We start from the raw sequence: 20788 nt of genomic DNA on the forward strand, positions 1-20788 counted from the left end.
CATCCTGAAATATATCTTACGCTACGTAAGGAGAAGTACAGCCAAAAGCCGCCGGAAGCAAAGGCACGGCGGCTTGCCGGCAAATCTCGCCCGCCCGCGTCGTCATCTTCGCGCAGAGCCGCACCACGGCGGCGGCGGGGAGCGCGGACTTGCGAAAAAACGGCGCATCTTGACCGGTGCACCCGGACTGCTGAGGCAGTCCCGAAAACCTTCCGCCGCCCTGCTCGGCCATGGCGGAGGAGCACGGTTTTTCGACAGCGGTCGGGGGCGCCCTCGCAGGCGCCCCGTCGTGCCTCGATGGTCCGCGGGGCTCAGACGTAGCGGTTGACCACGTTCTCCAGGAGCTCCTGCTTGCCGGAGCGCGGCTGCGGGTTGATGCCGGCGTTCCGCACATAGGCCTCCAGGTCCTCCAGCGACGAGCCGCCGGAAAGGATCTTCTGCGCCTCGGGCTTCTGCCAGCCGGCATAGCGCTCGGCGAGCGGGCCGGAGAGCGCCTTGTCCTCGATCATCCTCGCCGCGGCCTTCAGGCCGCGCGCGCAGCAGTCCATGCCGCCGATATGGCCGATCAGCAGGTCTTCCGGATCGATCGACTGGCGGCGCAGCTTGGCGTCGAAGTTCGTGCCGCCGGTCGTGAAACCGCCGCCGGCAAGGACCTGGTAGAAGGCGAGCGCCATTTCCGGCACGTTGTTGGGGAACTGGTCGGTGTCCCAGCCGGACTGGTAGTCGTTGCGGTTCATGTCGATCGAGCCGAAGATGCCGAGCGCGTTGGCGAGCGCCAGCTCGTGCTCGAAGGAATGGCCGGCGAGGATCGCGTGGCCCTGCTCGATATTGACCTTCACCTCGTTCTCCAGGCCGTACTTCCTGAGGAAGCCGTAGACGGTCGCCACATCGTAGTCGTACTGGTGCTTGGTCGGCTCCTGCGGCTTGGGCTCGATGAGGATGGCGCCCTTGAAGCCGATCTTGTGCTTGTATTCGACGACCATGTTGACGAAACGGCCGAGCTGGTCGAGCTCCTGGCCGATATTCGTGTTGAGCAGGGTCTCGTAGCCCTCGCGGCCGCCCCACAGCACGTAGTTCTGGCCGCCGAGGCGCTGCGTCGCGTCGATGCAGGTCTTCACGGTCGCGGCGGCGAAGGCGAAGACGTCCGGATCCGGATTGGTCGCGGCACCGCCCATGTAGCGGCGGTTGGAGAAGAGGTTCGCCGTGCCCCAGAGCAGCTTCACGCCCGTCTCGGCCTGCTTCTTCTCGAAATAGTCGACGATCTCGTTGAGGTTCTTCGTGTTCTCGGCGAAGTCCCGGCCCTCCGGGCGCACGTCCGCGTCGTGGAAGCAGTAGAAGGGCACGCCGAGCAGTTGGAAGAACTCGAAGGCGACATCGGCCTTGAGTTTCGCCGCCTGCATCGAATCCTCGAACCAGGGACGCTCGAAGGTCTGCCCGCCGAAGGGGTCGCCGCCCGGCCAGACGAAGGTGTGCCAGTAGGCGACGGCGAAGCGCAGGTGGTCCTCCATGCGCTTGCCCATGACGATCTCGTCGGGGTTGTAGTGGCGGAAGGCGAGCGGATTGGTGCTCTCGGGACCTTCATATCTTATCTTGGGCGTATCGCCGAAGAAGCCGGTGGCCATTGGGTGTCTCCTCTTGCGTGTTTTTGATCAGTAGGCGGCGCGGATCGCCGGGTAGAGGCGGCGGTAGCGCTGGTAGGCATCCTCGTAGGCGGCGGCGAGCGCCGCCTCCGGTTCGACGGTTTCGGCGGTGGCGGGCGCGGTGAGGACGTCCGTCGGGTTTACCCCGGTCGCGGCGATGAGGCCGAGCCGGGCGGCGCCGAAGGCCGCGCCGAAATCGCCGTCCGCCGGCAGGTCGACGGGAAGGGAAAGCGCGGTGGCGATCGACTTTAGCCAGTAGCGCGAGCGCGAGCCGCCGCCGATGGCGGTGACGCGCGAGAGCGTCGTGCCGGCGGATTTCAGCGCCTCCAGGCTGTCGCGGATGGCGAAGGACACGCCTTCCAGCACCGCCTGCGTCAGCGCCGCGCGCCCGCTTTCGTGGCCGAGGCCGAGGAAGGCGCCGCGGATGGCCGCGTCGTTGTGCGGTGTGCGCTCGCCGGAAAGATAGGGCAGGAAGGTGACGCCGGATGGCGCCTTCAGCGTCCCGCCGAGCTCTGCCGCAAGATCGGCGGCCGAGGCGCCGGTGACGCGCGAATGCCAGTTGAGCGCATCGGTCGCCGAAAGGATGACGCCCATCTGATGCCAGGTGCCGGGCAGCGCGTGGCAGAAGGCATGCACGGCGCTTTCCGGGTTCGGCAGGTAGCTGGCATTGGCGGCGAAGAGCACGCCGGACGTGCCGAGCGAAACGAAGGCCGTGCCTTCCCGCACCGTGCCCATGCCGCAGGCCGAGGCCGCATTGTCGCCCGCTCCGCCGGCGACAACGACGCCCTCGCCAAGGCCCCACCGGGCGGCGAGTTCCGCCCGCAGGATGCCGGCGGCTTCCGTGCCCTCCACGAGGCCCGGCATCTGGCGTTCTTCGAGGCCGGTCGCGGCAAGAAGCTCGGCGGACCATTTGCGCGCGCCGGTGTCGAGCCAGGACGTGCCGGCCGAATCCGACATTTCCGACAGGTGCTCGCCGGTGAGCCAGAGGCGCAGGTAGTCCTTCGGCAGCAGCACCCGGCGGACCCTGGCGAAGACATCCGGCTCGTTGTTCCTCACCCAGGCGAGCTTCGGCGCGGTGAAGCCGGGAAAGACGATGTTGCCGGTGATTCTGCGGAAGCGCGGGTCGGCGTCGAGCGCGGCGGCCTCGCGGTGGCTGCGCGTGTCGTTCCACATGATGCAGGGACGCAGCACCGCGTCGTCCGCATCAAGGAGGGTTGCACCGTGCATATGGCCGGACAGGCCGATGCCGCGCACGGCGGAAAACTCGGCGGGATGGGCGGCGCGAAGGCCGGCGACCGCCTCCTCGCTCGCCCGGATCCAGTCGGCCGGATCCTGCTCGGACCAGCCGGGATGGAGGCGGGCGGTCCCGACGTCGCCGCTCGACGCCGAGCCGACGACCCTCTGGCCGTCATCGATCAGCATGGCCTTGACGCCCGAGGTGCCGAGGTCGATCCCGAGATACATGCGCGTCTCCCTAGTTGCCGCCCTTGCCGGGCTGTTCGTCCTCGTCCGGGCCGGCCGGGAGGTTGTCCTTGATGAAGATGTCGAGGCGGATGCGCTCCTGCGCGGCGATCACCGGCAGGCCGTCGGCCTTGGCACGCAGCACGCGGATGGCGCTGCGCACCTCGTGGCCGGCATCCTGGTTGAGCACCACGTCGATGATGCCGGTTTCGAGCGCTGCGCGGGTATCGGCCGTCAGCTCGTGCGCGATCACGCAGATGTCCCTGCCGCCGTGGGCGGCGAGCGCCGCGATGAGGCCGCGGTTGCCCGCGCCGAGGCTGTAGATGCCAGCAAGGTCCGGCACCGAGGCCAGGCAATCGGCGATCAGAGAGAAGGAGAGGTCCGGATCGTCCTGCCCCTCCAGGACGGGCAGGATGGCGCGGGCGGCGGGCATGGCCGACATGGCGGCGAGGAAGCCTTCGAGGCGCTCGCCGTGGTCGCGCACGCGCATCGAGCCGGCCAGCACCGCGACAGGCCCCTGCCGGCTGCCGAGGAAGCGGCCCATCAGGCTGCCGGCGGTGCGGCCGGCGGCGATGTTGTCGACGCCGACGAAGTGGTCGCGGCCGGAGCCTTCGAGGTCCGACACCAGCGTGACGAAGGGAATGCCGGCCTGGCGCGCCCGGCCGATCGCCGCCCAGACCTCCGGCGCGTCGACCGCGACGGCGGCGATGCCGGAAACGGCCTCGGCAATGGCCGCGTCGATGGCGGCCGCCAGTGCGGCGGCATCGAAGGCCGGCACCGTGACGACGGAAAGGCGGGTGCGCTCGGCCGCCGAATGCCGGCCGGCGCGGCGTACCTCCGCCTCCAGCCCGCGCATGAAGGGATTGTCGCCCTCGGGCAGGATGAAGACGAGGGGATAGACGCGGCTCTTGGCAAGGTTCGCCGCCGCCACGTCGCGCACATAGCCGAGCGCGGCGATCGCCGCCTCGACCCTGGCACGCGTGACGCCGCGCACGCCCGGCCGGCCGTTGAGCACCCGGTCGACGGTGGCGAGGCTGACGCCCGCCTTGTCGGCAATGTCGTGAACCGTGGGTCTCATCGCTCCTCCCTTGCGAGACCCTTAGAGCAATTCTTGATGTACGTAAATCAAAAATTCGCGAACGGGTCCCCGCCTTGAGCGGTCCCGGCGAACTTGCTACCACCAAGCCTTTGGAGACGGACGATGAAGCTGCCCTTCCACACGCTCGATGTCTTCACGCGGACCCGCTTCGGCGGCAATCCGCTTGCGGTCGTGCTGGATGCCGACCACCTCACCGACGCGCAGATGCAGGCCATCGCCCGCGAGTTCAACTATTCCGAGACGACCTTTGTCCTATCCCCCGAGGACGACCGGCACACGGCGCATGTGCGCATCTTCACGCCGGCCGTGGAAGTGCCCTTTGCCGGGCACCCCAATGTCGGCACGGCCTATGTTCTGGCAACGGCGGAAGGCGCCGAACCGGCCGAGGAACTTGTCTTCGAGGAGGCGGCCGGACTGGTGCATGCGAAGATCCTGCGCGAGCACGGGCGGGTCGACCAGATTCAATTGACGGCTCCGCAGGCCCTTTCCACCGGCCGCAGCTTCCCGCCGGCAGGCATTGGCGCGTGCCTTTCCCTCTCGGAGGCGGATATCGCGCTTGGCGTCCATCAGCCGTGCATCGCCTCGGTCGGCCTGCCGTTCATCGTCGTCGAAATCGCAACCCGGGCGGCCCTGCGGCGCGCCAAGCCCGACATGGCGGCGTTTTCCGCCATCCTGCCGGCCGACGGTGCCGACGCGATCTATCTCTACTGCCGCGAACTGCAGGAGGGCGACGGCGCTGTCGATTTCACCGCCCGGATGTTCGCGCCCTTCGATGGCCTGCCGGAGGATCCGGCAACCGGCAGCGCCACCGCCGCGACCTGCGCCCTCCTCGCCGCGCTGGAGAAAGATGCGCCGCGGTGCTTCAAGGTGGCGCAGGGCATCGACATGCAGCGGCCGAGCCTGATTTCCATCGGGATCGACGAGCGGCATGTCGCGCGGATCAGCGGCGCCTGCGTGCCGGTGATGAGCGGAACCGTGACCGTATAGGGCTGCCCGGCTCAGTGCCCTCCGCCGCCGCCAACGCCGGATTGCGGCTTGCGGATCGCCAGCACGCAGACGACGAGCGAGGCGAAGAGGCAGGTGAGCAGCAGGAAGATGTCGATGAAGGACAGGATGTAGGCCTGCTGCTGCACCATGCCGGCCATCTGCTTGACGGCGATGGTGGGGCCGTCGAGGCCGTGGGCGGTGAAGTTCGACGCCATGTCGCGCATCCGGTCGACGGCCTCATGGTTGCCCCACTGCACATGTTCGGACAGGCGCAGGTAATGCTCCTGCGAGCGCTGGGTGAGGATCGTGTTGATGACGGCAAGGCCCACCGCCCCGCCGAGGTTGCGCGTCAGGTTGAAGAGGCCGGAGGCGTTGCGGATGCGGTCCGGCGGCAGGGTCCCGAGCGCCACGTTGTTGATCGGCACCATGCAGATCATCAAGGAGACGCCGCGCAATATCTGCGGCACGAGCAGCTCGTAGAAATCCCAATCGGCCGTCAGCTGCGTCATCGTCCAGGTGCCGAGCGCGAAGCCGGCAAAGCCCATCATCATCATGACGCGCGGATCGAGCCGCGAGGACATCATGCCGGCGATCGGCGCCGTGCAGAACATGGCGAGGCCCGAGACGAACATGGTCTCGCCGATCATCAGCGAATCGTAGCCGCGGATGCGGCCGAGATAGAGCGGGTAGAGATAGGTGAGGCCGTAAAGGCCGATGCCCATGGTGAAGGAGAAAATCGAGCCGAAGGCGAAGTTTCGGTCGACGAAGGCGCGCAGGTCCACCACCGGGAACGGCACCCGCAAGGCCCGCCAGAAGAAGACGAGGGCGCCGATACCCACCGCCACCGTGCCCATCACGATGTGCTCGTCGGAGAACCAGTCCTTGTTGTTGCCCTCTTCCAGCACGTATTCGAGCGAGCCGAGGAAGACCGCCATCGAGGCGAGGCCCCACCAGTCGAAGCGCTTCATCAGGCCGAGTTCCGGCTTGTCGAAGTCGATGAGGTTCCAGGCGAGCACCGTGACGATGATGCCGGGGATGATGTTGACGAGGAACAGCCAGTGCCAGGAGAAGGCGTGGCTGAGATAGCCGCCGACCGTCGGGCCGATCGTCGGGGCGAGCGTGGCCACGAGGCCGATCATCGGCGAGACGACGCTACGCTTCGAAGGCGGGAAGATGGTGAAGGCGGCGGCGAAGACCGAGGGGATCATGCCGCCGCCGATGAAACCCTGGATGGCGCGGTAGACGATCATCTGGTCGATGTTCGTGGCGGTCGCGGCGAGCGCGCTCGCCATGGTGAAGCCGGCGGCGGAGAAGGCGAAGAGCACGCGCGTGGAGACGATGCGCGCCAGCGTGCCCGACAGCGGGATCATGATGACCTCCGCGATGAGATAAGAGGTCTGCACCCAGGCGATCTCGTCGGCGCCCGCGCCGAGGCCGGCCTGGATCTCGGCGAGCGAGGCGGAGACGATCTGGATGTCGAGGATCGACATGAACATGCCGAAGACCATCGCGAAGAACGCGACGACGCGGCGGACGGGGACCTTGTCGGATTGCGCGGGCGCCGCCGTCAGGGCGCCTGCTGCCGGTTGAGCGGTCGCGGCCATGGCCCGCGCTCCTTCGCTTTCTATTCGACCGTCGCGGCCATGGCCGTGCCGGCGGGCGCCGTGCGGCTGTCGACGTCGACGACGACGCTGAGGCCCGCCCGGAGCCTGCCGGCGTCGAGCGCTGCCTTGGGGATGGCGATGCGGACAGGCACGCGCTGCGTGACCTTGGTGAAGTTGCCCGTGGCGTTCTCCGCCGGCAGCAACGAGAAGACCGATCCGGAGGCCGGGGCGATCGACTGCACGGTGCCGACGATGTCGTCGTCCTCGTAGGCGTCGACATGCAGGTGCACCTTGGAGCCGGGCACGAGATGGGCGATCTGCGTTTCCTTGAAGTTGGCCTCGACATAGAGGTCCTTGACCGGAACGAGCGCGGCAAGGCGCTGGCCGGCCGAGACGAGGTCGCCGACCTGCACGGAGACATTGCCGACGACGCCGTCATAGGGCGCCTTCAGCACGGTGAAGCCGAGGTCGCGCGCCGCCTTGTCGCGGGCGAGTTCCAGCGTGCGGATGCCGCTTTCGGCTTCCGCGCGCTGCGCCTGGAGCACCGTGATGTTCGCCTTCGCGGCGACGATGTTGGCGTCCGCGCCGACGAGGTTGGCCCTGGCCTGGTCGAGCGCAACGCCGGCGCTGTCGAGCGAGGCGGCGGTGCCGATAGCCTTGGCGTTCAGTTCCTTGGCGCGCTTCTCGGCCACCTCGGCGCCCTTGAGGGCCGCCTGATAGGCCGTCTTCTGGGCCTCGGCCTGGGCAAGGCTCGCCCGGGCGCCCTCGATCTGCGCGTCGATGCGGTCGAGCGCCAGCTTCTGCGTGGCGATCTGCGCCTCGGCCTGCTCCCGGGCAAGCCGGTAGTCGCCGTCTTCCAGCGTGACGAGCGGATCGCCGGCCTTGACCTCCTGGTTGGCGACGACGTTGACGGCGGCGACATAGCCGGAGACCTTCGGGGAGATGGAGGCGATGTCGCCCTCGATATAGGCGTCGTCCGTCGAGATCATGAAGCGGCCGTGCGTCCACCATTGATGGCCGTACCAGGCGCCGGCGGCCAGGAGCACGGCCACCAGGATCGGCAGCGTCAGGCGCCGCCGCCCCTTCTTCCCTTCCGGCCGGGCGGCGGCGGGCACCGCCTCCCCGGTGGTCGCCGGCTGCGCCTCCGCGGTCCCGGCCTCGAAATCGTCGTTGACCGGACGAACCTTCGCCGTGCCGGCGCCATGGGAAGTCGACATACGCTTGCCACCATTCCTGTGGGTGAATAATTCGAACTGAACCGTTCGGTTCGATTTGACATAATCCTGTTTCTCCCGCATATCAAGTGGAAATCGAACCGCTCGGTTCGAAATAGTTGACGCTAGGTTTCGGACCAGGAATGCAGACGACGGAAGACAGACCGGCCGCCCCGCATACGGGCCGCCGCGCCGCCGGGGAAGACCCCGCCAAGCGCGAGCAGATCCTCGACGGGGCGAAGCGCGTGTTCATGGAGCAGGGCTTCGAGGCCGCCAGCATGAACGACATCACGCGCGCGGCCGGCGTCTCTAAGGGCACGATCTACGTCTATTTCGAGAACAAGGAAGACCTGTTCGGCTCCATGATCGAGCGCGAGCGCGGGAGGATCACCGAGACGGTGCGGCACGCCCTCGACGGCCGCAAGCCGATTGCCGAGACGCTGAACGAGTTCGGCACGCTCTTCGCCACGCACATGACGGCAGACCACACGATCCGCGCCATGCGCATGGTGATCGCCGCCAACCACCGCCTCCCGACCCTTTGCAGCCGCTTCTTCTCCGCCACGCCGATCAATCCCGTCTCGGTGCTGCAGGACTATCTCGACCGGCAGGCCGCCGCCGGCATCATCGTCTGCGACGACACCGCCCAGGCCGCCAAGCAGTTCATCGAGCTCACCACGGTCGGCCTCTTCAAGCCGCGCATCTTCGGCGCGATGGAGGAGGTGCCTTCCAGGGCCGCCATCGAGAAGAACGTCGTCTCGGCGATCCGCATGTTCCTTGCCGCTTACGGCGCAGAACCTTGAGGATTTGCGCGCGGATTGCGCCATGCGCGCAACCGCGATCAAGTGACGGGCCGGAAAGGACGCCATAAGATGGCTGTCCATGAGGAGCCCCGACGCCATGCATCCCGTTGCCAAGGCCATCTGGTACATCGAAAGCCATTTCGGCCGCGCAATCGCGCTGTCCGAGATCGCCGGCATGGCCGGCATGTCGCGCCACCACCTCTCCCGGCGCTTCAGCGAGATGACCGGCCAGACGCTCAACCGCTACCTGCGCGCGCGCCGCCTTTCGGAAGCCGCCCGCCAGCTTGCCGGCGGGGCCGGGAACATCCTGACCGTCGCACTCGATGCCGGCTACGGCTCCCATGAGGCATTCACCCGCGCCTTCCGCGAGGAATTCGGCCTGACGCCGGAGACCCTGCGCGCACGGCGCGATCTTTCCGGCCTCACCCTTCAGGAGCCTATCCGCATGTCCGCTCTCGAGAAAAGCAGCCTGTCCACGCCCCGCATCGAAACGCTCGATGCCTTCACCATCGTCGGCCTCGGCGCCGATTTCGCACCCGGCAAGGCCGCCGGCATCCCGGCGCTCTGGCAGAAGTTCAACGACTATTTCGGCCACATCCCCGGCCAGGTCGGCAACACGGCCTTCGGCCTGTGCGCCGTGCTTGAGGGAAAACCCGGCTTCCGCTACGTCGCCGGGGTGCGCGCGCCGAAGTGCGACGATCTGCCGGCCGAGCTCGAAACGATCGCCGTGCCGGCGCAGAGCTGGGCGATGTTCTTGCACCAGGGCCATGTCAACGGCATTCCCTCGACGGTGGACGCGGCCTTCCGCACCTGGCTGCCGGTCTCCGGCCGGACCGCCGCCGCCTTCCCCGACATGCTGGAATTCTACGGCGAGGATTTCGACCCGGAAACCGGCCTCGGCCGCATCGAAATCTGGCTGCCGCTCGCCGATGAGATGACGAAATCGTGAAATGCGCATGCCGGGCGGGCCGGCCAGCTTGCCAGCGGTTGAATTCTGCATAAATACGGAAGGCCATTCTCAACCCGTATTCATGGAGAGGAAGACCGGATGGACAGCATTCTTGCGCTCATGCAAGACCCGGCCGCCTGGATCGCGCTCATCACGCTGATCGTGATGGAGGTCGTTCTCGGTATCGACAACCTTATCTTCATCTCGATCCTGACCAACAAGCTGCCCGCCGAGCACCGGGTGCGGGCCCGCCGCATCGGCATCGGCCTGGCGCTGATCATGCGCCTTGCGCTGCTCGGCACCGTCGCCTGGATCGTCCAGCTCACCACCCCGGTCTTCGAGGCCTTTGGTCACGGCTTCTCCTGGAAGGACATGATCCTGATCGCCGGCGGCCTCTTCCTCGTCTGGAAGGCGACGAAGGAGATCCACCACAACGTGGACCCGGTCGACCATAAAGAAGACATGGTCGGCGGCACGGCGTCGACGACCTTCGCCTCGGCCATCGGCCAGATCCTGCTGCTCGACCTCGTCTTCTCGATCGACAGCATCATCACCGCCGTCGGCATGACGCCGCACCTGCCGATCATGGTGGTCGCCGTCCTCGTCGCCGTCACGGTCATGCTGCTGGCCGCAACGCCGCTCGCCAACTTCATCGAGAAGAACCCGACGATCGTCATGCTGGCGCTCGCCTTCCTTCTGATGATCGGCACGACGCTGATCGCCGAAGGCATGGGCTTCCACGTGCCGAAGGGCTACATCTACGCCGCCATGGCCTTCTCGGCGCTCGTCGAGGTGCTGAACATGTTCTCCCGCCGCGCGCGGCAGAAGGGCAAGGGCGCGGCCCACTAGAACAGGCCGGCGGGACCTTCGTCCCGCCGGTTTTCCCGAGAGCCGCCGGAGACAGGCGCGGGGAGCGGAAATCCCCGCGCTCTCGTTCTCCGCCGCCTCCGGTTGACACGGCAAGCCTTCCCTTGGCAAATCTCCGCGCGGATGACGTCTTCCGCGGAAGATCAGGAACGGTTTGCCCGCTTGCCGGGAACCGAACGGCCCGGACGGAATTCAAGCCAGGCATCGTCCCGCCGCACGGACCACAGCATGACCCTTGACCAGACCTTCGCCTTCGTCGTCATCACCTTGATGATGGCGGCGTTCATATGGGGAAGGTTCCGCTACGACCTCGTCGCCTGCTGTTCGCTGCTGCTGGCGCTCTGCCTCGGCATCGTGCCCTTCGACAGGGCCTTCTCCGGCTTTTCCGACGACATCGTCATCATCGTCGGCAGCGCGCTGATGGTGAGCGCCGCCGTCGCGCGGTCCGGCATCGTCAATATCGCGGTCAAGCGCTTCTTCCCGAACCTCACCGCCGGGCGCGCCCAGCTTGCGCTGCTGCTCGTCTCCGTCGCGGTGCTCTCGGCCTTCATCAAGAATATCGGCGCGCTCGCCATCATGATGCCGCTCGCCTTCCAGTTCGCGAGGAAATCCGGCACGCCGGCCTCGAAGTTCCTGATGCCGATGGCCTTCGCCGCGCTGCTCGGCGGCCTGATGACCCAGATCGGCACCTCGCCCAACATCGTCGTCTCGCGGCTGCGCCAGGAGATCGCCGGCGAGAGCTTCACCATGTTCGACTTCACGCCCGTCGGCGCGGCGCTGACGGTCTTCGGCATCCTTTTCATGCTGTTCTTCAACCGCATCGTGCCGGAGCGCACGAACAGGAGCGCCAGCATCGAGGAATCGCTGGAGGCAGCCGCCTATTCCTCCGACGCGACGGTGGAGGAAGGCTCGCCCTCCGTCGGCAGGTCGCTGAACGACGTGCTGCGCAACGGGGACGGCGAGGTGATCGCGACCGCCGTCATCCGCGGCCATGTCCACCTCGCGCCGCTGCCGGACGTGCGGCTTGCCGCCAAGGACACGATCCTGATGGAGGGCACGGCAGGCGCGCTCGACAAGGTCGTCTCGGCGGCCGGCCTCACGCTGTCCGGCAAGCCGATCCGCGCCGGGCGCGGCGAAGCGGGCGAGATCAGCGCGGTCGAGGCGGTCGTCGGCAACGATTCCCGTCTCATCGACATTTCCGCGCGCAGCATCGCCCTCTTCCATTCCTACGGCATAAACCTGCTAGCCGTCAGCCGGCAGGGCCAGCGCCTGCGCGAAAAGCTCTCGGAGGTGCGCCTGCGCCCCGGCGACATGATCGTCGTCCAGGGCGACAACCGCACGCTGCCGGCGCTCCTGCCGGAACTCGGCCTGCTTCCGCTTGCCCAGCGCGAGATCCTGCTCGGCGCGCCGCGCCGCGCGATCATCCCCGTCTTGATCCTGATCGCCGCCATGGCCTCCACCGCGCTCGGCCTCGTGCCGGTCGCGACCGGCTTCTTCGCCGCCGCCGTCGCCATGGTGGTCTTCCGCGCCGTACCGCTGCGCGAGGCCTATGCGGCGCTCGACGGCCCGATCCTCGTCATGCTCGCCGCCCTCATACCCGTCTCCGACAGCCTGCGCACGACGGGCGCCAGCGAACTCATCGCCGGCTGGCTCGGCGACGTCGCCGCGCACCTGCCGCCCTTCGGCGCGCTCGCGCTCATCCTGGTCACGGCGATGGCGGTGACGCCCTTCCTCAACAATGCCGCAACCGTGCTCGTCATGGCGCCGATCGCCGCCAGCTTCGCGGGCGCACTCGGCTACAGGCCGGAAGCCTTCCTGATGGCGGTGGCGATCGGCGCGGGCTGCGACTTCCTCACTCCCGTCGGGCACCAGTGCAACACGCTGGTGATGGGGCCGGGCGGCTACAGGTTCGCCGACTATCCGCGCGTCGGCCTGCCGCTCTCGCTGCTGATCGTGCTCGTCAGCGTGCCGGCGCTGCTCTATGTCTGGCCGGTGCGGTAGCGGGCGACTTTCCCTTGACGGGCCGGGCTGAATATGGTCTCACCCAGCCCAACGGAAAGCCCCTTCCCGCCGCATGTCCGGCGCAAAACCGGGCTCTCCCTCCCAAAAGCGACGCCCTCGCCGCCGGCAGCCCCGGCCGGGGGCGTAAGACCATGTCAAGACGGGCCATATCATGAGCACTTCCGGAACCGCATCCGGCGTTCGCGTACGCATCGCACCCTCCCCGACCGGCGAGCCGCATGTCGGCACCGCCTATATCGCGCTCTTCAACTATCTCTTCGCCAAGAAGAACAACGGCACCTTCATCCTGCGCATCGAGGACACGGACGCCACGCGCTCGACGCCGGAATTCGAGCAGAAGGTGCTCGACGCGCTGAAATGGTGTGGCCTCGAATGGTCCGAGGGCCCGGATGTCGGCGGCCCCTACGGCCCCTACCGCCAGTCCGACCGCAAGGCGATGTACTGGCCCTATGCCGAGGAGCTTCTGGAAAAGGGCCATGCCTTCCGCTGTTTCTGCACGCCGGAGCGGCTGGAGAAGATGCGCGAGGCCCAGCGCGCCGCCGGCAAGCCGCCGGGCTATGACGGCCACTGCCTCAGCCTCTCCGCCGAGGAGGTGACGGCGCGCGTTGCGGCCGGCGAGCCGCATGTCGTGCGCATGAAGATCCCGACCGAGGGGTCCTGCGACTTCCATGACGGGGTCTACGGCGACGTGTCAATCCCGTGGGAAAGCGTCGACATGCAGGTGCTGATCAAGGCCGACGGCATGCCGACCTACCACATGGCCAACGTCGTCGACGACCACCTGATGAAGATCACCCATGTGGCGCGCGGCGAGGAATGGCTCGCCTCGGTCCCCAAGCACATCCTGCTCTACCGCTATTTCGGCTGGCAGGAACCGGTCTTCATGCACCTGTCGCTGATGCGCAACGCCGACAAGTCGAAGCTGTCGAAACGCAAGAACCCGACCTCGATCTCCTACTATTCCGCGCTCGGCTACCTGCCGGAAGCCTTGATGAACTTCCTCGGCCTGTTCTTCATCCAGATATCCGAGGGCGAGGAACTGCTGACCATGGACGAGCTTGCCGAAAAGTTCGATCCGGAGAACCTGTCCAAGGCCGGCGCGATCTTCGACATCCAGAAGCTCGACTGGCTGAACGGCCGCTGGCTGCGCGAGCAGCTTTCCGAAGAGGACTTCATGAAGCGCGTCCTCGACTGGGCGATGGAGAACGACCGCATCCGCCAGGGCCTGAAGCTCTCGCAGTCGCGCATCTCGAAGCTCGGCGAATTGCCGGACCTCGCCGGCTTCCTGCTGAAGTCCGACCTCGGGCTGACGCCGGAGTCCTTCGCGAAGGTGAAGTCGACGCCGGAAGAGATCCTGGAAATCCTCAACCAGGTGCAGGCGGACCTCGAAAAGATGCCGGAATGGACCGTCGAGAGCATCGAGGCGGAGCTGCGCTCGAGCGCCGACCGGTTGGCCAAGAAGCTGAAGGTGGTCGTCGCGCCGCTCTTCGTCGCCGTCTCGGGCTCCTCGCGCTCGCTGCCGCTCTTCGATTCGATGGCGATCCTCGGCCGCTCCGTCGTGCGCCAGCGCCTCAAGGTCGCCGCGCAGGTCGTGGTCTCGATGGCCGGCAGCGGCAAGTAAGGGGGTCCCCCTAATCCGCCTGCTGGCACCTTCTCCCCGAGGGGAGAAGGGGAATATGGCGCCTGCAACACACTCCGATCCCCTCTCCCCTCGGGGAGAGGGCCAGGGTGAAGGGGGTGGCCACGGCAGGAATTTTGCAATTAATTGCACGGCGAGAGCCGAAACAGGGTTCGAAAGATGAACGACACGAAGACCGAAACCGCCCTTTCCTCCGACCCGACGGAAGTCCGCCGCCAGAAGCTGGGCCAGCTGCGCCAGACGGTCGGCGACGTCTATCCGGCGCATTTCCACCGCACGATGACCAATGCGGAGCTCGCCGCGAAATACGAGGACCTCGCACCCGACACGGAGAGCGGCGACGTGGTGACGGTCGCCGGCCGCGTCTATTCCTCGCGCAATTCCGGCATGTTCATGGACATCCATGACGCCTCCGGAAAGATCCAGATCTTCTCGCACAAGGACACGACGCCGGAGGAAGCCCGCGCGCTCTTGCCGATGATCGACCTCGGCGACATCATCGGCGTCACCGGCGTCGTGCGCCGCACCAAGCGCGGCGAGCTGACGATCAACGCGCGAGAGATCGTCATGCTGACGAAGACCCTGCTGCCGATGCCGGAGAAATGGCACGGCGTGTCGGACGTCGAGATCCGCTACCGCAAGCGCCACCTCGACATCATGACCAACGAGGAATCCAAGCTCCGCTTCCAGCAGCGCTCGAAGATCATCTCGGGCATCCGCCGCTTCATGGAGAACGACGGCTTCATGGAAGTCGAGACGCCCATGCTGCACTCCGTCTACGGCGGGGCGACGGCCGAGCCCTTCAAGACCCACCACAACACGCTCAAGCTCGACATGTACCTGCGCATCGCGCCGGAACTCTACCTGAAGCGCACGCTGGTCTCCGGGCTCACCGACAAGGTGTTCGAGATCAACCGCAACTTCCGCAACGAGGGCGTGTCGACAAGGCACAATCCCGAGTTCACCATGATGGAGTGCTACTGGGCCTATGCCGACTACGAGGACATCATGGACCTCGTGGAACGCCTCTTCGCCGAGCTTGCGATGAAGATCCACGGCTCGACCGAGTTTGCCTACGGCGACAAGCAGATCTCCTTCAAGGGGCCGTTCCGCCGCGTGCCGATGCCCGACGCCGTGAAGGAGACGACCGGCATCGACTTCCTCGCGATCAGGACGGACGAGGAAGCCCGCGCCGCCGCGCGCGCCGCCGGCTTCGAGGTGGAGAAGGACTGGACCTGGGGCGAGTGCCTTGCCTTCCTCTTCGAGGAGAAGGTCGAGCCGACGCTGATCCAGCCGGCGCATGTCACCCATTTCCCGAAGGACATCTCGCCCTTCGCCAAGGAGGTGCCGGGCGAGCCGCGCCTCGTCGAGCGCTTCGAGACCTATTGCAACACCTGGGAGCTCGGCAACGCCTTCTCCGAGCTCAACGATCCGGAGGAGCAGCGCGCCCGCATGGTCGAGCAGCTGGAGCAGGCGCACGCGCGCGGCGAGAAGGACAAGCAGCTCGACGACGAGTTCCTGGACGCCATCGACCAGGGCATGCCGCCCGCCGGCGGCCTCGGCATCGGCGTCGACCGCCTGATCATGCTGCTCACCAACGCCCCCTCGATCCGCGACGTCATCCTCTTCCCGGCGCGGCGGGCGAAAGCGGACTGACCGGTGGGGAGGCCGGCGCCGACGGACACATTGAAGCCCCCGTCACCGGCCGGTGCGGGGGCTTTTTGTTGCGAGGTTAAAGCGAGGCGATCGAACCGCCTGCCTTACGCCTCGATCGATACGTCCCCGATCGGCCGCGAGCAGCAGGCGAGGATGTAGCCTTCCTCGATCTCGTCGTCGAGGATGCCGCCGTTGTGGTGCATCTCGACCTCGCCCGAGACCTTCATCACCCGGCAGGTGCCGCACAGGCCGCCTTCGCAGGCGGCCCCGATGCGCACGCCCGCGGCGCGCGCCGTCTGCAGGATCGTCTGTCCGGGCGGGCATTTCGCATCCTTGCCGGCCATGGTGAAGGTGACGGTGGCGACGGCGTCGGCATCCGCCTCGCCGGGGCCGGCACGGACGGCGATCTCCTCCGGCGCGGGCGCCGCCGCCGGCTGGAAGCTTTCCTCGTGGTAGCGGTCCATGGCGAAGCCGCAGACCTTCAGCATGTCCTTCACGCCGCGCATGAAGGGCTCCGGGCCGCAGCAGAAGACGGTGCGGTCGCGGAAATCCGGCGCGAGCAGCGTGAGCCGGGCGGCGTCGATGCGGCCGCGAAGGCCATGCCAGCCGTCGCGCGGATTGTGGCTTTCCACGACGAAACCGAGCGAAAGGTTCGGCATCTGCGCGGCGAGACATTCGAGCTCCGCCTTGAACAGGAGGTCCTCCGGCTTGCGGGCGCAGGAGACGAAGGCGACATCCGACTGCGGGGCGCAATCGGCCATCCAGCGCGTCATCGACACCATCGGCGTGATGCCGGAGCCGGCCGAGATGAACAGGTACTTCTCCCCCGGATAGCGCACGAAGGAGAAGTCGCCGAGCGGGCCGAACGCCTTGAGCTTCATGCCGGGGCGCAGGTTGTCGAACATCCAGCGCGTGCCGATCGAATTCTTCTGCGCCTTCACCGTCACGGCGACGGAGAAGGGCCGGGACGGCGTCGAGGACAGCGTGTAGGTGCGGAATACCGGCTCGTCCTCGCGAACCGGCAGTTCCAGCGTGACGTACTGGCCCGGCAGGTACCGGAACCAGTTGTCGCCGTCCGAGCGGAAGGCGAACGTCATCACGTCCGCCGTTTCCACCGTGGCGGCGACGCATTCCAGGAGATGCTGGCGGTCGTTCCACGGCTGGAGCTCGTCGAAGTGGCGGAAGTGGCTGGCGGCCGTCATGTCAGGCGACTCGCGAGAGCGGCTGCTTGGCGCCGTCGAGCCGCTCGACCATGAAGTTGGCGTACCATTCGACGAACTGCATGACGCCGCCCTCGTCCTCGACCGAATACGGACCGGGCTGGTAGGCGGGCGAGCGGATGCCGAAGGCGTTTTCCTCGACGATCCGGCGGTCCTGGTCGTTGGTCTCGGTCCAGACGTGGGTGAGCTCGTCGAGGCGGTAGTCGACGCCCTCCACCGCATCCTTGTTGACGAGCCACTTGGTGGTGACCTGCGTGAGCTCCGGGCCGAGCGGCAGCACGCGGAAGGTGATGGCGTGGTCGGCGAGCACGTGATTCCACGTCGTCGGATAATGGAAGAGCAGCAGGGTGCCGATATGGCTTTCCAGGATGTCGCTGGAAAGCGGGCGGGCGACGGCGCGCGCGCCCGACATCGTATAGCTCTCCGCGTCCTGGATGAGCGGCATGCGCGCCGCGCGGAACTGGCCGATCGGCGAGATCCTGAACTCGCTCGGCAGGCCCGCGGCCTCGCATTTTTCCCAGTGCGCGGCGATCACCGGGTCGTTCTTTGCGCCCTGCACGCCGGTCGCGGTGGGCGCTTCGGGATAGGTGCGGCAGAGCTCCGGGTGGTTTGCCGCGCAGTGGTAGCATTCGCGGTTGTTTTCCCAGACGAGCTTCCAGTTGCCCTTCTCGACGATCGTGCTTTCGAAGGCGACCTTCGTCTCGCCGAGGCGGTGGCGGGCGAGATAGGGCTCGACGGTGGCGCGGAAGGCGGAGAAGTCCGGCGCCTCGTCTGCAAGGCAGATGAAGATGTAGCCGCCGACGGTCTCGCAATGGATCTTCTTCAGGCCATGCTGGCTCTTGTCGAAGTCTTCCGCCATGTGGCGGGCGAAAAGCAGGGATCCGTCGAGCTCGTAGGTCCACTGGTGGTAGGGACAGACGAGCTTGGCCGAGGTGCCCTTGTGCTGCGTGCAGACGCGCGAGCCGCGGTGGCGGCAGGAATTGTGCAGGGCGCGGATGGTGCCCGCGCGGTCGCGGGTGACGACGACGGGATAATCGCCGACCTGCACGGTGAAATAGTTGCCGGCCTTCGGGATCTCGCAGTCATGGCCGATGAACAGCCAGTCGCGGTACCAGATCGTCTCGAGGTCGAGCCTGTAATAGTCGGGGTCGATGTAGAAGGCCTGCTCGAGGCTGTAGCCGTCGCGCCGGTTCTTGAGCTTGCGGAGCACGTCGCTGCGAATGTCCATGCCGGATCCTCGGTATCCAAGTTGGGGATGAGGCGCACGGAAGGAGACGGCCTCCGGGCGGGCGAGCCGCACGGACTGCACGTTTCCCGGCCGCCCGCCGCAGCCAGTCACGATCGTTCCTCCAGGCTGGTTTCCGGGCTGAGGAGCGTCCTTGCGGGTCATGACCTTGTCCAAAAAGCCGGACGACTTTTCGGGGCCGTGCCTTGCGGGACCGGATGCAGCGCCTTCCCAGACCTCCCGTCCAGTGGCTTCCTGCTGCACCTTGCTCCAACACCGTTGCGGGGGCAGCGCCGGATTTCAACCGGCTTCCCAATTCTCCGCCCCTCCTCTGGGGCGGCACCTCGAGTGTGTCCATCTAAGCGCAAGAATGTGCGGCCGGCATGTCGGAAAACGACATGACTTCATGATTTGACGACAGTCGATCAGGAAGGGGCCTATGCCGGGCCTCAGCAATTTCATCATACATCTCAATGCGATGTGCTCGACTTTATAGCGGGCCGCCTACCTTTTCGGCAGGCGGATCCCAACGATTGCCCTCTTGTCATATTGCGACCACAAAACACGCCCTCGGGAATAGGGAGCGCAACGGAAAGGAATGCTTAACGACGTTTCCATAAGCTTTTTTCGATCCGGGCGCGAGGATGGAGTGCCAAGGCGTGCAGCAGACGAAATTCCGATACTACGACGCCGTCGCCTACAAGCGCGCGAACCCGCCCAAATCCGCCGTCCACACCGAGTTCCTGCGCACCGGGCGGATCGACCGCAGCCTCACCTGGAGCCCGAGCGAAAAGCGCTACCTCAGCGACCAGGAGGTCGCCGAGCGCACGGGCCGCAAGCTCGAGCGGGCGGGCAGCGTCACCCATGAGCGCATCAACGGCTTCCACCATTCCATCCGGTTTCCGAAGCTGATCTTCCATCGCACGCTCGCGCGCACGCCGCATCTCGGCTACTGCCACATCACGGTGGCCAATTCCCGCTTTGCCGAATTCGAGAACGTGCAATGGGCCTTCTACATGGCCAACTTCCTCGCCGAGATCGGCGACGAGGAGCAGTTCTTCGCCGGCATCTCGCAGAGGCCCGGGCGCATGTATTTCGCCGTCGCCATCGCGCCGACGCAGGAAGAGGGGCGGCTGCAGATCGACCGCAAGGTGCGCGGCAACGGCGTGATCTTCCGCACGGACGACCCGAAGCTCGCCATGAAGAACGTGCTGATGCTCGGCACGCGCAACGAGGCCCTGCGCCAGGCCATCCGCGCGCTCTGACGCGCCCATGGGCGCGGGATTTTCATCCTCCCGCAACAGGCCGCTCTTTCGGCGGGTCTGATCCGCTCGCTCGCATCCAGGCAAAGCGGCGCGCGCTCTTGGCATCTGCCGTCAAAGCCCTGTAAAGGAGGCGCCGGACAACGGAAGAAGCGGCATGGCGCAGATCGTGGACACACGGACGGATGGGCAGGCGGCGCTGGCGCGCGCCTGCGAGGCCCTCGGCCGCGGCGTGCCGGTCGCCATCCCGACCGAGACGGTCTACGGCCTTGCCGCCGATGCCACCAATCCGCTGGCGATCACCCGCATCTACGAAATGAAGGGCCGTCCGCGCTTCAATCCGCTGATCTGCCACATGGCCGACCTTGCCATGGCGGAACGGCACGCGGTCTTCGATCCCTTGTCGCGACGGATCGCCGAGGCCTTCTGGCCCGGCCCGCTGACGCTCGTGCTGCCGGTCCGCCCGGAAAGCCCCATCCATCCGCTGGCGCGCGCCGGGCTCGACACGGTCGGCATCCGCGTGCCGACCGGCTTCGCCAGCCGCCTGCTTTGCGCCTTCGGCCGCCCGCTCGCGGCCCCGAGCGCCAACACGTCCGGCCGCATCAGCCCGACCACCGCCCGGCACGTCGCCGAGGATTTCGGCGACAGGCTGGAACTGGTGCTCGACGCAGGCCCGGCGACCGTGGGGCTCGAATCGACCATCCTCAAGGTCGAGGACGGGATGATCCGGCTGCTCAGGCCCGGCGGGCTCGACGCCGCCGAGGTCGAGCGCGTCACCGGCCGCCCGGTCACGCGCAGCGGCAAGGCGGGCGCGGCGATCGAGGCGCCCGGCATGCTCGCCTCGCACTATGCGCCCGATGCGCCGGTCCGGCTCGACGCCAGGAGCGTGCGGCCGGGCGAGGTGCTGATCCGCTTCGGCGGCAAGGCGCTGCCCGGCGAGGCGGAGGCGGCGCTCGTGCTGGACCTCAGCCCCTCCGGCGATCTTGCCGAGGCGGCCGCAAATCTCTTCGGCTACATGAAACGGGCGGATGCGGCGGGCGCCCGGTCCATCGCCTTCTCGCCCATCCCCTCGACCGGCCTCGGCGAGGCGATCAACGACCGGCTGCAGCGCGCCGCCGCCCCCCGCAGCTAGGAGAAATG

Annotated in this window: 16 protein-coding genes and 1 riboswitch; of the genes, 9 read left to right on the forward strand and 7 right to left on the reverse strand. The window is 67.0% G+C overall.

Annotated elements, in window-relative coordinates:
- Nucleotides 1-311: 311 nt before the first annotated feature.
- From xylA to ACIIOY_RS05045, 3 genes are read right to left on the reverse strand one after another with little or no spacing between them, the layout of a single operon-like run.
- Entirely contained in the window at nt 312-1622 is a 1311-nt protein-coding gene (gene xylA / locus ACIIOY_RS05035; RefSeq protein ID WP_411033529.1) for a xylose isomerase, read from the reverse strand.
- A gap of 27 nt (nt 1623-1649) precedes the next feature.
- Nucleotides 1650-3104, reverse strand: a complete 1455-nt coding sequence (gene xylB, locus ACIIOY_RS05040) for a xylulokinase (protein WP_411033530.1) — start codon at nt 3102-3104, stop codon at nt 1650-1652.
- Between the two features lie 10 nt (nt 3105-3114).
- Nucleotides 3115-4179, reverse strand: a complete 1065-nt coding sequence (locus ACIIOY_RS05045) for a LacI family DNA-binding transcriptional regulator (RefSeq protein ID WP_411033531.1) — start codon at nt 4177-4179, stop codon at nt 3115-3117.
- A 123-nt stretch (nt 4180-4302) separates the two neighbouring features.
- Here ACIIOY_RS05045 and ACIIOY_RS05050 point away from each other — a divergent pair, with 123 nt between their 5' ends.
- Nucleotides 4303-5187: a PhzF family phenazine biosynthesis protein gene (locus ACIIOY_RS05050; protein ID WP_411033532.1), complete on the forward strand. Its 885-nt coding sequence runs from the start codon at nt 4303-4305 to the stop codon at nt 5185-5187.
- Nucleotides 5188-5198: 11 nt separating this feature from the next.
- Here the strand turns inward: ACIIOY_RS05050 and ACIIOY_RS05055 are convergent, their stop codons facing one another.
- Together ACIIOY_RS05055 and ACIIOY_RS05060 are read right to left on the reverse strand one after the other, a co-directional pair.
- Nucleotides 5199-6791, reverse strand: coding sequence for a DHA2 family efflux MFS transporter permease subunit (locus tag ACIIOY_RS05055; RefSeq protein ID WP_411033533.1), 1593 nt, complete (start codon nt 6789-6791; stop codon nt 5199-5201).
- Between the two features lie 20 nt (nt 6792-6811).
- Nucleotides 6812-8008 (reverse strand): HlyD family secretion protein, encoded by a 1197-nt coding sequence (locus ACIIOY_RS05060; protein WP_411033534.1) that lies wholly within the window; start codon nt 8006-8008, stop codon nt 6812-6814.
- 140 nt (nt 8009-8148) lie between these two features.
- Between ACIIOY_RS05060 and ACIIOY_RS05065 the strand changes: the two genes are divergently transcribed.
- The 6 genes from ACIIOY_RS05065 to lysS all read left to right on the forward strand — a co-directional run bounded on the left by ACIIOY_RS05065 (nt 8149) and on the right by lysS (nt 15941).
- Entirely contained in the window at nt 8149-8808 is a 660-nt protein-coding gene (locus tag ACIIOY_RS05065; RefSeq protein WP_411033535.1) for a TetR/AcrR family transcriptional regulator, read from the forward strand.
- 79 nt (nt 8809-8887) lie between these two features.
- Nucleotides 8888-9757, forward strand: a complete 870-nt coding sequence (locus ACIIOY_RS05070) for an AraC family transcriptional regulator (RefSeq protein ID WP_411033536.1) — start codon at nt 8888-8890, stop codon at nt 9755-9757.
- Nucleotides 9758-9856: 99 nt separating this feature from the next.
- Nucleotides 9857-10606, forward strand: coding sequence for a TerC family protein (locus tag ACIIOY_RS05075; protein ID WP_411033537.1), 750 nt, complete (start codon nt 9857-9859; stop codon nt 10604-10606).
- Nucleotides 10607-10852: 246 nt separating this feature from the next.
- On the forward strand, nt 10853-12625 hold the full coding sequence (locus ACIIOY_RS05080) for an SLC13 family permease (protein WP_411033538.1): 1773 nt from the start codon (nt 10853-10855) through the stop codon (nt 12623-12625).
- A 172-nt stretch (nt 12626-12797) separates the two neighbouring features.
- Complete coding sequence (gene gltX / locus ACIIOY_RS05085) at nt 12798-14267, forward strand: glutamate--tRNA ligase (protein WP_411033539.1); 1470 nt, start codon at nt 12798-12800, stop codon at nt 14265-14267.
- 177 nt (nt 14268-14444) lie between these two features.
- On the forward strand, nt 14445-15941 hold the full coding sequence (gene lysS / locus ACIIOY_RS05090; protein ID WP_411033540.1) for a lysine--tRNA ligase: 1497 nt from the start codon (nt 14445-14447) through the stop codon (nt 15939-15941).
- A 104-nt stretch (nt 15942-16045) separates the two neighbouring features.
- Here the strand turns inward: lysS and ACIIOY_RS05095 are convergent, their stop codons facing one another.
- Nucleotides 16046-17143, reverse strand: a complete 1098-nt coding sequence (locus ACIIOY_RS05095) for an FAD-binding oxidoreductase (RefSeq protein WP_411033541.1) — start codon at nt 17141-17143, stop codon at nt 16046-16048.
- Between the two features lies 1 nt (nt 17144).
- The gene (locus ACIIOY_RS05100) at nt 17145-18389 is read right to left on the reverse strand and encodes an aromatic ring-hydroxylating oxygenase subunit alpha (protein ID WP_411033542.1); all 1245 of its coding nucleotides are present in this window, start codon (nt 18387-18389) and stop codon (nt 17145-17147) included.
- Between the two features lie 107 nt (nt 18390-18496).
- Nucleotides 18497-18748: riboswitch (cobalamin riboswitch) on the reverse strand.
- 297 nt (nt 18749-19045) lie between these two features.
- Here ACIIOY_RS05100 and ACIIOY_RS05105 point away from each other — a divergent pair.
- Nucleotides 19046-19651, forward strand: a complete 606-nt coding sequence (locus ACIIOY_RS05105; protein WP_411033543.1) for a DUF6656 family protein — start codon at nt 19046-19048, stop codon at nt 19649-19651.
- 154 nt (nt 19652-19805) lie between these two features.
- Complete coding sequence (locus ACIIOY_RS05110; RefSeq protein WP_411033544.1) at nt 19806-20780, forward strand: L-threonylcarbamoyladenylate synthase; 975 nt, start codon at nt 19806-19808, stop codon at nt 20778-20780.
- Nucleotides 20781-20788 lie beyond the last annotated feature (8 nt).

This window comes from Shinella agrisoli (genome assembly GCF_046557955.1).
Classification (GTDB): Bacteria; Pseudomonadota; Alphaproteobacteria; order Rhizobiales; family Rhizobiaceae; genus Shinella.